The organism is Desulfosalsimonas propionicica (assembly GCF_013761005.1).
Lineage (GTDB): Bacteria > Desulfobacterota > Desulfobacteria > Desulfobacterales > Desulfosalsimonadaceae > Desulfosalsimonas > Desulfosalsimonas propionicica.
In genome coordinates, this window is sequence record NZ_JACDUS010000002.1 from 12267 (window position 1) to 23690 (window position 11424).

The window sequence follows — 11424 nt, forward strand, 5'->3', positions numbered from 1 at the left end:
TGGATTTAACGCTTATAGTGTATAATTTCAGCAAATGTATCCGGCTTCAGGCTTGCGCCGCCCACCAGTGCCCCGTCAATGTCGGGCAGGGCCATCAACTCGGCAGTGTTTGCCGGCTTGACGCTGCCGCCGTATAAAATTCGGGCAGCCCCGGCGGTTTGCGCCCCAAAGCGTTTTTCCAGAAATTGCCGCACATGGGCGTGGACTTCCTGTGCCTGCTCCGGGGTGGCGCTTCTGCCGGTGCCAATGGCCCAGACCGGTTCATAGGCCATGACGGCCTGGCTGAACTGATCTTCAGACAGTCCTTCTAACCCTTTTTCCATCTGTTTGTCAAGCACGGAAAACGTTTTTCCGCCATCGCGCTCGGTTTCGCTTTCCCCGATACAGATCACCGGAACCAGTCCGGCGGCCACAGCCGCCTTGATTTTTTTGTTCACGCCTTCGTCGGTTTCCCCGAAATACTGGCGGCGTTCGGAATGGCCGATGATCACATACCGGCATCCGGCTGATACCAGCATCGGGGCGGAGACTTCGCCGGTGTAGGCCCCTTGGTTTTCCCAGAACAGGTTCTGGGCGCCGAGCTGTACCGGGGTATCTCCGATGATGCGGCTGACCGGCACCAGAGCGGTGGCCGGCGGAGCGATCATAACCTCTGCCTCCTCTTTGCCGGTGAGCTGCCCCACAAGGGCCCGGGCCGTGTCTTCTGCTTCCGGGCAGGTTTTGTGCATCTTCCAGTTGCCGGCGATCATGGGTCTGCGCGTTGTCATGGCCACCTCCGGAATTAAAGCTGTTTTCCCATCATTTCAGCCAGGTCCACCAGGCGGGTGGAATAGCCGGTTTCATTGTCATACCAGGAAAGGACCTTGACCATGTTGTCAATGACATAGGTGTTTTCCGCATCAACCACAGAAGAAAGGCTGTTGCCGTTGAAATCCTCGGAAACCAGCGGCAGTTCGCTAAATCCCAGAATGCCGGCCAGCGGGCCTTCGGCGGCTTCCTTTAATGCCGCGTTGACGGTTTCCGCAGATGCCGGTTGCCTGAGAGTGGCCACAAAATCCACAAGAGAGACATTGGGCGTGGGCACCCGTATGGCCATGCCGTTTAGCTTACCGTTTAGCTGGGGCAGCACCAGGCCCACGGCTTTGGCCGCGCCCGTGGTGGTGGGAATCATGGACATGGCCGCCGCACGCGCCCGGCGCAGGTCCTTGTGCGGGGCATCCAGCAGTCGCTGGTCGCTGGTGTAAGAATGGACGGTGGTCATCAGGCCGCTTTGAATGCCGAATTTTTCGTCCAGCACCTTGGCCACGGGCGCCAGGCAGTTGGTGGTGCACGAGGCGTTGGAGACAATATGATGGTTTGCGCTGTCATAGTCTGTTTCATTGACGCCCATAACAAAAGTCATGTCCGGGTCCTTGCCGGGTGCGGAAATAATGACCTTTTTCGCCCCAGCGCTCAGGTGCTTGGCTGCGCTGTCCCTGTCCCGGAAAAGACCCGTGCATTCGGCCACGATATCCACGCCGGCTTCTTTCCAGCCGATATTGGCCGGATCTTTTTCCGCAAAAACCCGGATGGTTTTGCCGTTGACCGAAATGGCGTTGTCCCGGGCAATAATCTCCGCATCCAGGCGCGGGTGTACCGAGTCATAAATCAAGAGGTGGGCAAGGCTTTTGGTGTCCATGATGTCGTTGACTGCTGTTACCTCGATGTCAGACCGCTTCAGGGCGGCTCTGAAAACCAGTCTGCCGATTCTGCCCATTCCGTTGATGCCGAGTTTGATCGCCATTTTCCTTCCTCCTTATAAAAGTGGTATTCACAATAAATGAAGTTTGCAGTTTATTCCCGTTTGTTGCCCTTTAATATTTCGCTGGCAAGGGAAATGCTTTTTTTGCCGTAGGCCTCGATGGTCTTGGCCAGTACATCGAGCTCTGATTCCCGGTTGCGGGCGTTGGCCGCCTTGATCAGCACCGGCAGGTTGACTCCGGAAATCACCTCAATGCGGCCTTCCTCCAGAAACGAGTAACTCAGATTCGAGGGCGTGCCCCCAAACATGTCCGTAAGGATAATCACACCTTCGTTTTCGTCAACATACTGCACAGCCTTGTCAATCTTGCCTCTGAGTTTGTTGACATCATGGGACAGGTCTATGGAGACCGCAGTGACGGCCCTGGGCCGTTCATCGAAAATCATGGATGCGGTTTCAATGAGCGCCTCGCCGAGTTGTCCGTGGGTGACAATAACAATTCCGATCATAAAAGGTCCTTGGCTCAGATTTTGAGATCCACATCCCGGTGTGTGAGCATCACGGGCCGGCCTGGTTTGTTGATGTGCGCATAAAGCGCCTCAGCAATAACCACGGATCGGTGCTGCCCTCCGGTACAGCCCACTGCAATGGTAAGGTAAGCTTTGCCTTCCTTTTCGTAAAGCGGGAGCAAAAAGTCAACCAAATCATGAAATTTTTCAGTAAACGTCCGGGTAATGCTGTTTGTCTGCACAAATTCACGCACGGGGCGGCTTCGGCCATCCTGGTCCTTGAGTTCGGGAATGAAAAAGGGATTGGCCATAAACCGCACATCCATGACCATGTCCGCGTCCTGGGGGATGCCGTGTTTAAACCCGAATGAGAGCACCTGTGTGCGCATGGGTTTAGAATGGAGGATGGTTTCCACCAGGTTAAAGATGACGGATTTCAGATCATGGAGCGTATAATCCGTGGTGTCAATAATACGGTCGGCCATCTGGCGAATATGGTCCATATGTCCGATTTCCGCCCGGATGCTTTCCTGCAGGCCCCGGTCCTGGGACAGGGGATGATGCCGGCGGGTCTGGCTGTATCGCCGCAGGATAACGTTTTCTTCGGCTTCCAGGAAAAACACGTCAATGTTGTAACCGCGCTGGCGCAGATCATGGAAAATTTCCGGAAAGGAGCGGAGAAACCCCTTTTCCCGCAAATCCATGACAAATCCGAGCCCGGCGATCTCGGATTCCGATTGCAGGGGAAGCTCCATGAACTTGGGCAGCAGCTTGACCGGCATGTTGTCAACGCAGTAAAAGCCCGCATCTTCAAGTGCGGCCAGGGCCACGCTTTTGCCCGATCCGGACAAGCCGGTGATAATGACGATTTTATGCCGATGCATCAGAAATCCTCATCCACTTCCGAAAGCACGTCCATGACTTGTTGGGCACTGTTTGCCCGCTTCAGTTTTTCCTTGAAATCCTGATCCCTGAGCAGTTTTGAAATCCGGGCCAGTACCCGCAGGTGCAGACCCGTGGAATTGTCCGCGCTCAGTAGCAGAAAAAAAATATAAGCGGGTTTGCCGTCCAGGGCATCAAAATTGACCCCTTTTCGGCTCAAGCCGAATCCGAGCACCAGGGATTCAATTCCGTTGATTTTGCCGTGGGGAATGGCAATGCCGTCGCCGATGCCAGTGCTGCCCAGCCGCTCGCGTTCGATAAGTACCCGGACGATATTGCGCTGCTCCAGGCCGGTCAGGGCGGCCACCGGCTCTGTAAGCTCGTCGATAACCCCTTTTTTATCCGTTGCCTGCAGGTTGGTCAGGATCGTGTCCGCGGTAATGTAATCAAGTATTTTCATAACATTGCACCCTGTTTGCGCGGTGCCGGCCAATTGCCGTCCGGCACCGGTGCTTCGGTGTTATCCCAGGGGCTGAATCAGTCCGAGATCCCCGTCATTGCGTCGGTAAAGCACATTGATTTGGTTGGTCCGGGCGTTTCTGAATACCAGAAAATTATCGGAAATCAGGTCCATCTGCATTATGGCTTCTTCCACGTCCATGGGTTTGTATTCAAGGTTCTGGACAATGACGCTGGCGCCCGGGGCTTCTTCCGGGGACTCGTCCCCGCTTGGCATTGCCGCCGGCTCCGGGCTTCTGTCCTCGCCCCGGCCGCCCTGGCGATGATTTTTGATTTTGGCTTTTTGTTTTTTGATCTGCTTTTCAAGCTTGTCCAGGGCCAGGTCAATGGAGGAATACATATCATTGGATTTTTCCCGGCAAACAATGTTGAGCCGGTCGCCGGTCACGCGGATTTCTGCGATATGACGGATCTTTTCCACGGAGAGCACCACCTGTGCTTCCGCCGGATTGTCCAGGAGCTTGTCCATGCGGTCGAGTTTGCTGGAAACATAAGATTTCAGGTGATCGGAGGGATCAAGGTTTTTGAATGTCACGGATGTTTGCATGGGTACCTGCCTCCTTGATTAGGGTTGTTTACGCTTGCTTGATGGAAGAACCCCCATTATTTCCCTGTACTTGGCAACGGTCCGACGGGCGATGCGGATGCCGGATGCCGCCTCGAGCATGTCGGCGATTTTTTTATCGCTGTAGGGCTTTTTGGGGTTTTCTCCGGCAATAATCTTTCTCATTTCCTCCTGTACGCTGGCCGAGGCAATGGTGTTGCCGTCAGCCCGGTTAATGGAGCTGTTGAAAAAGAACTTGAGTTCGAAGATGCCATGCGGGGTATGGGCGTATTTGTTGGTGGTCACACGGCTGATGGTGGACTCATGCATGTTGATGTCTTCTGCCACGTCCCGCAGGACCATGGGTTTTAAATGAGCGATGCCCTGGTCGAAAAAATCGCGCTGGAATTTGACGATGCTGACCATGACGTTGTAGATGGTCCGCCGCCGCTGCTGAATGCTTTTGATGAGCCACTCGGCAGACCTGAGCCGGTCGCGCAGATAAGTGCGCGTATCTTTGGCAATGGGTTCTCCTTTGCGCACGGCCTGGCGGTAGTAGGAATTGATGTGCAGCTGGGGGATTTCGTCGTCGTTTAGCATAACGATATAATCGTCGCCTTCCCTGTACACGTAGACGTCCGGGGTGATGTAGATCTGATCCTCGTCGCCGTAGCGGAATCCGGGCCTGGGATCGAGCTGGCGGATGAGCTCGATGGCTGCAGACAGGGTTTCCATGCTGCATTTCAGCTCGCGGGCAATGACCTGATAGCGTTTGTTCTCCAGGTTATTGATGTGATCGCGCAACAGTGCCTCTACAACAGGATCTACAATGCCGAACTGCCGGGCCTGAATCAGCAGGCACTCGCTTAAGTCCCTGGCGCAGATGCCCGGCGGATCAAAGGTCTGCATCACATAAAGCACGTCTTTGACCTGTGAAACATCGGTTTCGGCCATTTGGGCGACATCTTCCAGGGGGACGTCAAGGTAGCCGTATTTGTTCAGGTTGCCGATGATCAGGCTTCCAATGGCTTCCTGCTCGGCCGTGGGCCGGGTCATGAGCAGCTGCCAGCGCAAATGATCGTAAAGGTTTGTCCGGCTGGCGGTAAAGGCCTCGTAATTGGGCGCCTCCTTTTCCTCGGACTCATAGTGAACCCGTCCCGTGGAGCTGTATTCGTCCATGTACTGCTGCCAGTCAAGCCGCTCGTCAAATGATTCCTCCATTGTGATTTCCCTGGCATCCGCGGCTTCAGGCGTTTCCGCCGGGGTTTCCTCGGGCGTTTCCACGGTCTCTGATTCTTCCAGGGTGGGATTGCTTTCCAGTTCCTGCTGAACCATTTCCACGAGTTCCAGGCGTGATAACTGCAGAAGCTTGATGGCCATCTGCAGCTGCGGAGTCATAACAAGATGCTGCTGGAGTTTTAAGTTCTGTTGGAGTTCGATTGCCATATCAGAGTCTGAACTTTTCTCCCAGGTAGATTTCTCGGGCAACAGGGCTTTGGGCGATCTTTTCCGGGCCGCCCGACTCGATTACCTCGCCGTTGTTTAAAATATAGGCCTTGTCACACACGCCCAGGGTTTCCCGAACGTTGTGGTCTGAAATCAGGATTCCGATACCCCGCCGGCTCAGATGTGAAATGATATTTTGAATATCGATCACCGCCAATGGATCAATGCCGGCAAAGGGCTCGTCAAGCAGAATAAAGGCCGGATCCGTGGCCAGTGCCCGGCTGATTTCCAGCCGCCGGCGTTCTCCGCCGGAAAGCACTCCGGCTTTCTGCGCCGATAGCCGTTTGATGCCTAGCTCGTCGAGCAGTTCATCAGCTTTCTGCTCCTGCTCGGCCCTGGATATCGGCAGGGTTTCGAGAATTGCCAGCAGGTTGTCGCGTACGTTGAGCTTTTTGAATACCGACGGTTCCTGGGGCAGATATCCCACCCCTTTGCGGGCCCGGACGTGCATGGGATCCTCGCTGATGTCTGCATCATCGAGAAACACATGGCCGCCGTCAGGGCGGATCAGGCCAACGGTCATATAAAAAGTGGTGGTCTTTCCCGCCCCGTTGGGTCCCAAAAGCCCCACCACCTCGCCTCCGGTCAGGTTCAGGTCGACCTGATCGACCACTTTTCGGCCATGATAGGTCTTTACCAGGCTTTTTAAATTCAGGGTTCGGGTCATGGCTTTCGGGCTTTGCTGGTTTTTGTTTTGTCCTGATTGTCCGCGCCGGATTCGGATTCAAAAACAGCTTCCACCCGTTTGCCCGCATCTGAGCTGACCACGATTTCCCCGGTTTCCCGCTGCAGGGTGACCTTTCTGCCGACAATGGCGTTGCCGTTGTTTTTGATTTCCACGCGTTCGCCTGTCAGGGTCAGCAGGCCGTCATCTGCGGTATATACGGCTTTTTGGCTTGTGGCGGTTTGCTCGTCTGTATAGATAACCACGCTGCCTTCGGCTTCCATGCGCTGGATACTGCTTTCGCTCATGCCGGACTGACCGGGCTGGGCGCCTTCTTCGGCCTTGTAGAAAATTTTAAGCCGGTCGGATTTGATTTCGGTTTTTCCCTGAACCGCGTGGGCTTTGCCGATAAATTCGGCACTGTTTTCATTGCTTTTAATCACCATTTTATCCGAAGTGATGTGAATGCGGCCTTCATCGGGCTGAAACAGCCCGGGCTTTTGTGCCCGGCAGGGCCAGGCTGTCATAAGGGTGATCAGAATCGCCGCAATGGCAAAGATTCCGGCAGGATTCGGGCTGTTTTTGCGCGCTTTGTCTTTATTCAACAGGATCCATCCATGACTTGACGTGACCTTCAAGGGTGACTTGGTCTTTTTGGAGCTCAACTGTTGCCGAGTCACCGGAAATCCGCATATTTTCTCCGTGAATAACCACTTTCTGATCTGTATACAATATATGTAACTCATGCTCATAATGCAAGCTTTCGGTCCTGAGCTCATATCCGGGATAACGGGCCACAACCGATTTTTCCACCGTCATGTCCCGGGTTTTGGTGTCAAGTTTCCCGGTGTCTGCAAAAAGTTTGACCTCGGTACCGTCTGAGTCAAACGCGGTCATTTCAATATCTGTGAGCACAGCTTTGTTTTGATCCGAATAGATTTCCGCAGTGGCGGCATTCAGCACCCATTCGGTTTTTCCGTCCCGTGTGGCTGTATGCTCAAATCCGTTTATGGTCAGGGCCGCTTCCGAGGTGTTTTTCTTTTCGGTCTGTTCCTCGTAGTCGGTCTGCATGCGAAACCGCACAAACACCGTTGCCAGCAGCACGGCGATCACAACGATGGCCAGTAATCCGGCCTGTTTGTATCGGGTCCGGTGTTTCATTAAAAGGTTCAAGGTTGATGGCACCGTAAAAAGTCTGATTTCAGATGGTGCCGTAAAAAGTTCAAGATCAAGGCTTGCGCAATTTCGAAGAATGCAGCGTACTGATCTGTACGTGAAATTCTGAGAAACTGCGCGTAACGCAGATATTGGATTTTTACGGCGCCATCAAGGTTCCTTCGGGATTTACGTCCGGTTTAGCCAGCGGGAAATGATGGATTCCCACAAACCCTGTGCCGAAAGAATGCGTTCGCAAACCTCCCGGACAGCCCCCCGGCCTCCCGGCTGTTTTGTGACCATGTCTGCGTGCTGCCGGACGACTTCATGGGCATCTCCAACGGCCACGGCCAGGCCGACCCGGTCCATGATGGCCAGGTCCACGAGATCGTCTCCCACAAAAGCGGTCTGGGCCGGGCTGCATCCGGCCTGCGCAACAATTGATGTCAGAAGCGCCTGCTTGTCCTTGACGCCTGTATGGCAATAATCAATGTTGAGTTCCGCGGCCCTGCGGTCTACAGCCGCGGATTTGCGTCCGGAGACAAGGCCCACCCGGATGCCGCCCTCCCGGGCCATGCGGATGCCCAGGCCGTCTTTAACATCAAAGGTTTTTGCTTCATCGCCGTCTGTAAAATAGAGAATCCGGCCGCTGGTGAGCACCCCGTCGACATCGAGCAGCAGCACCCGGATTTGCTGGAGTTTTTCTTCAAGCATGTTAGGGGTTTCTCTCCGGTTTGATCAATGCATTGTTGATGGCTTTGAGTTGATTGAGCAGAGGCTCGAGTTCATCCAGGCGAATGGAGTTGGGGCCGTCTGACAATGCCTTGTCCGGTTCCGGATGGACTTCCAGAAACAGGCCGTCTGCCCCGGCGGCAATGGCTGCCTTTGCCAGAATGGGGGCAAACTGGCGCTGGCCTGCGGATGCGCCACCGGCACCGCCGGGCAGCTGAACGCTGTGAGTGGCATCAAAGATCACAGGGCATCCCAGTGACTGCATGATGGGAATGCTTCGAAAATCGGCAACCAGGTTGTTATAACCAAAAGATGCGCCCCTTTCGGTCAGAAGGACCTGCGGGTTTCCGGCAGATCTGGCTTTTTTTGCAACATGATCCATGTCCCAGGGCGCCAGAAATTGTCCCTTTTTAATATTTAAGGGCCTGTTTGTCCGGGCAGCGGCCACGATCAGGTCGGTCTGGCGGCACAAAAAAGCCGGGATCTGCAACACGTCGAGCACTTCGGCAGCAAGCTCGGCCTCAGAGGGGCTGTGAACATCAGACATCACGGCCACATCCAGTTCCAGGCCAATTTCGGAGAGGATTTCCAGGCCCTGCTTGATGCCCGGGCCCCGGAATGAATCAATGGATGTCCGGTTGGCCTTGTCATAGGACGCCTTGAAGATAAACGGTATGTCAAGCCGTTTGGTGATCTCTTTTAAAGAGCGGGCGATCTGCATGACGCCTGTGTAATCTTCGATTACGCAGGGTCCGGCCACCAGAACGAAAGGGCGGCCGCTGCCCGCGGAAAAGTTTTTGATCTGAACTTCTGTCATTGAAAAATTGATCCTTTTGGTTGATTTGCCGGGTCATGGCCTTTGCACGCCAGCCGCTTGTATCATTGGCCGGCTTCGGGCGCCGGCAAAATCCATGCCTCCTGTTACCCCGCGTGCCGGTAAAAGTCAAGATTCGAAAATAAGGCCTTGCCTCCGGGCCGGCGAGCTGTTAAAAATAGCTTTCGTTTACCGGGTATCCAATTAAATTTCAGGGATCAATCATATATGGGTTTTAAAAAACGCAGGGAACGGGGCAAAGGTCTGAAATACAGCCTGGCGGCTGTTTTGATAACAATGGTGGCCGTATCAGCGGTCTGGCTGCTGATGGTGAAATTCGAGGGCAGGGCACCGGAGATTGAACTCGACATGTCTGATTCGTTTATTGGCGCCGATGCCGCAGTTTCCGGCACAATCACCGATGAAAAATCGGGGATCCGCAAGCTCTGGATCGCCGTAATCCAAAACGACAGGGAAACCGTTCTCAAAGAGGAATCCGACTTTTCCGGCACGCAGCAAGGCCCGCCCAGGCAGAGGCGTTTTGAGGTGGATTTAAATGCCGGGAAACTGGATCTCAAGGATGGAAAGGCCCTGTTGCGCATCGCTGCCTGGGATCATTCCTGGCGCGGCTGGTTTTCCGGTAATCAGGCCTATCTGGAAAAAGAAATTACCATTGATACCCAGCCGCCGCGGGTGGAGGTCATCAGCCGGCAGCACAATATCCGGCCCGGCGGATCGGGTCTGGCTGTCTATCGGATGTCCGAGAATTGTCCGGAGCACGGGGTCGTGGTGGGAGATCATTTTTTTCCCGGCCACAAGGGCTATTTTGATGACCCGGAGCTGGCGGTTTGCTTTTTTGCGCTGGCCCATGATCAGGACAGGGACACGAAGCTGCATGTGCAGGCTCTTGATCCGGCGGGCAATGCCGGCCGGGGCGGGTTTTATTACCATATCCGCAACAAAAGCTTTGACGCCGAACCCCTGCCGGTTTCCGACCGTTTCCTGTCCCGGATTCTGCCGGAGTTTCAAAGTGAGGACGGTTTTCCGGCTGATGCCGGCGCCCTGGAACAATTCTTGTTTGTCAACCGCGAGCTGCGCAAAAAAAACAACCGCACCATCCTTGCCCCTGGCCGGTCTCCGGATGAGCAGATGCACTGGCAGGGGGGCTTTTCCAGGCTTCCCAATGCCGCAAGAAAGGCCAGTTTCGCCGACCACCGGACCTATGTTTACAACGGGGAAAAAATCGATGAGCAGATCCACATGGGCATTGATCTGGCCTCTGTGAGCCAGGCGCCGGTGCCTGCGGCAAATGCGGGCAAAGTTGCCTTTGTGGGCAGAGCCGGCATCTACGGCAACGTGGTGATCATCGATCATGGCTTTGGCCTGTTTTCCGTGTATGCCCATTTGAGCCGCAGCAGTGTATCAGAGGGGCAGATGGTGGAAAAAAACGATATTATCGGGGGCACCGGAGCCACCGGTTTGGCCGGGGGGGATCACCTGCATTACGGCATGTTTGTTCATGATGTGTTTGTGGATCCCATGGAATGGTGGGATTCGCAATGGATACAAAATAACATCACAGGCAAGCTGGAACATGCCCGGGAGCTTGCAAAAAACAACTGAGCCCGGCAATGACGGCTCCCGCAGGGTTGATCCGGTTTTTTCAGGAAAATCATCAACGATATTGTTAAAAATTGAAAAAAAAATCAGAATCCCAGCAAATCCCGGATGAGGACGGTGCCAAAACCAAAAGCCGACTGCGGGAAAATCTTGAAGCCATTGCCATTGCCGTTGTGCTGGCCCTTTTTATCCGGGCGTTTGTGGTCCAGGCATTCAAAATCCCTTCCGGGTCCATGGAACCCACTTTGCAGGTGGGCGATCACATCCTGGTTAACAAGTTTATCTACGGCATTCGGCTGCCGGTCACCAATACCAAGATGATACCGGTGAGCAGCCCGGAACGCGGGGATATTGTGGTGTTTGAATATCCGGTGGAGCCGGACAAGGATTTTATCAAGCGGGTTGTGGCGGTGCCCGGCGATGTTGTTGAAATCCGGGACAAAAAGGTGTATGTCAATGGGCGGCTTGTTGACCAGTACACGGTCAAGCATACGGAAAAAAGGGTACTGCCGGGCGCGGTCAATGCCAGGGACAACTTCGGCCCGGTCACCGTGCCGGAAGACGCTTATTTTGCGTTGGGGGACAACCGGGACAACAGTTATGACAGCCGTTTTTGGGGCTTTGTAAAAGACTCGGCCATCAAGGGAGAGGCCTTTATCATTTACTGGTCCTGGGATAAGGACAACTTCGGGGTCCGGTGGGGCCGCATCGGCGAAGTGCTGCACTAATCAGGAAGCC

The 11424-nt window shown here is 54.5% G+C and carries 14 protein-coding genes; 2 read left to right on the plus strand and 12 right to left on the minus strand.

Features of this window, described 5'->3' with window-relative positions; translation table 11 throughout:
• Positions 1-5: 5 nt before the first annotated feature.
• From tpiA to kdsA, 12 genes are all read right to left on the minus strand, one after another.
• Positions 6-767, minus strand: a complete 762-nt coding sequence (gene tpiA, locus HNR65_RS03525; protein WP_181550088.1) for a triose-phosphate isomerase — start codon at positions 765-767, stop codon at positions 6-8.
• A 14-nt stretch (positions 768-781) separates the two neighbouring features.
• The gene (gene gap / locus HNR65_RS03530) at positions 782-1783 is read right to left on the minus strand and encodes a type I glyceraldehyde-3-phosphate dehydrogenase (protein ID WP_181550089.1); all 1002 of its coding nucleotides are present in this window, start codon (positions 1781-1783) and stop codon (positions 782-784) included.
• Between the two features lie 50 nt (positions 1784-1833).
• Positions 1834-2250 (minus strand): PTS sugar transporter subunit IIA, encoded by a 417-nt coding sequence (locus HNR65_RS03535; protein ID WP_181550090.1) that lies wholly within the window; start codon positions 2248-2250, stop codon positions 1834-1836.
• Between the two features lie 14 nt (positions 2251-2264).
• Complete coding sequence (gene rapZ, locus HNR65_RS03540) at positions 2265-3134, minus strand: RNase adapter RapZ (RefSeq protein ID WP_181550091.1); 870 nt, start codon at positions 3132-3134, stop codon at positions 2265-2267.
• Positions 3134-3592, minus strand: coding sequence for a PTS sugar transporter subunit IIA (locus HNR65_RS03545; RefSeq protein WP_181550092.1), 459 nt, complete (start codon positions 3590-3592; stop codon positions 3134-3136). The genes rapZ and HNR65_RS03545 overlap by 1 nt, the downstream gene beginning before the upstream one ends.
• A gap of 60 nt (positions 3593-3652) precedes the next feature.
• Positions 3653-4198 carry a ribosome hibernation-promoting factor, HPF/YfiA family gene (gene hpf, locus HNR65_RS03550; protein ID WP_181550093.1) on the minus strand — a complete coding sequence of 182 codons (546 nt, stop codon included), beginning with the start codon at positions 4196-4198 and terminating at the stop codon, positions 3653-3655.
• Positions 4199-4216: 18 nt separating this feature from the next.
• Entirely contained in the window at positions 4217-5641 is a 1425-nt protein-coding gene (gene rpoN / locus HNR65_RS03555; RefSeq protein ID WP_181550094.1) for an RNA polymerase factor sigma-54, read from the minus strand.
• 1 nt (position 5642) lies between these two features.
• Entirely contained in the window at positions 5643-6368 is a 726-nt protein-coding gene (lptB, locus tag HNR65_RS03560) for an LPS export ABC transporter ATP-binding protein (RefSeq protein ID WP_181550095.1), read from the minus strand.
• A complete protein-coding gene (locus HNR65_RS03565) occupies positions 6365-6970 on the minus strand; it encodes an LptA/OstA family protein (RefSeq protein WP_181550096.1) in 606 nt (201 codons plus the stop codon). The genes lptB and HNR65_RS03565 overlap by 4 nt, the downstream gene beginning before the upstream one ends.
• On the minus strand, positions 6963-7526 hold the full coding sequence (lptC, locus tag HNR65_RS03570; RefSeq protein WP_181550097.1) for an LPS export ABC transporter periplasmic protein LptC: 564 nt from the start codon (positions 7524-7526) through the stop codon (positions 6963-6965). The genes HNR65_RS03565 and lptC overlap by 8 nt, the downstream gene beginning before the upstream one ends.
• A 183-nt stretch (positions 7527-7709) precedes the next feature.
• Positions 7710-8234, minus strand: a complete 525-nt coding sequence (locus tag HNR65_RS03575; RefSeq protein WP_181550098.1) for a KdsC family phosphatase — start codon at positions 8232-8234, stop codon at positions 7710-7712.
• Position 8235: 1 nt separating this feature from the next.
• Positions 8236-9069 (minus strand): 3-deoxy-8-phosphooctulonate synthase, encoded by an 834-nt coding sequence (gene kdsA / locus HNR65_RS03580; RefSeq protein WP_181550099.1) that lies wholly within the window; start codon positions 9067-9069, stop codon positions 8236-8238.
• A gap of 225 nt (positions 9070-9294) precedes the next feature.
• On the opposite strand from kdsA, the gene HNR65_RS03585 reads away from it, so the two are divergent.
• Together HNR65_RS03585 and lepB are read left to right on the plus strand one after the other, a co-directional pair.
• A complete protein-coding gene (locus HNR65_RS03585) occupies positions 9295-10689 on the plus strand; it encodes a M23 family metallopeptidase (RefSeq protein WP_181550100.1) in 1395 nt (464 codons plus the stop codon).
• A 71-nt stretch (positions 10690-10760) separates the two neighbouring features.
• Positions 10761-11414: a signal peptidase I gene (gene lepB / locus HNR65_RS03590; protein WP_181550101.1), complete on the plus strand. Its 654-nt coding sequence runs from the start codon at positions 10761-10763 to the stop codon at positions 11412-11414.
• Positions 11415-11424: the final 10 nt, after the last annotated feature.

Coding starts and splice junctions, on each gene's coding strand:
- gap (WP_181550089.1), bottom strand. CDS start 1,783: ATGGCGATCAAACTCGGCATCAACGGAATGGGCAGAATCGGCAGACTG.
- rapZ (WP_181550091.1), bottom strand. CDS start 3,134: ATGCATCGGCATAAAATCGTCATTATCACCGGCTTGTCCGGATCGGGC.
- HNR65_RS03585 (WP_181550100.1), top strand. CDS start 9,295: ATGGGTTTTAAAAAACGCAGGGAACGGGGCAAAGGTCTGAAATACAGC.
- tpiA (WP_181550088.1), bottom strand. CDS start 767: ATGACAACGCGCAGACCCATGATCGCCGGCAACTGGAAGATGCACAAA.
- HNR65_RS03535 (WP_181550090.1), bottom strand. CDS start 2,250: ATGATCGGAATTGTTATTGTCACCCACGGACAACTCGGCGAGGCGCTC.
- hpf (WP_181550093.1), bottom strand. CDS start 4,198: ATGCAAACATCCGTGACATTCAAAAACCTTGATCCCTCCGATCACCTG.
- kdsA (WP_181550099.1), bottom strand. CDS start 9,069: ATGACAGAAGTTCAGATCAAAAACTTTTCCGCGGGCAGCGGCCGCCCT.
- HNR65_RS03545 (WP_181550092.1), bottom strand. CDS start 3,592: ATGAAAATACTTGATTACATTACCGCGGACACGATCCTGACCAACCTG.
- HNR65_RS03575 (WP_181550098.1), bottom strand. CDS start 8,234: ATGCTTGAAGAAAAACTCCAGCAAATCCGGGTGCTGCTGCTCGATGTC.
- lptC (WP_181550097.1), bottom strand. CDS start 7,526: ATGAAACACCGGACCCGATACAAACAGGCCGGATTACTGGCCATCGTT.
- lptB (WP_181550095.1), bottom strand. CDS start 6,368: ATGACCCGAACCCTGAATTTAAAAAGCCTGGTAAAGACCTATCATGGC.
- rpoN (WP_181550094.1), bottom strand. CDS start 5,641: ATGGCAATCGAACTCCAACAGAACTTAAAACTCCAGCAGCATCTTGTT.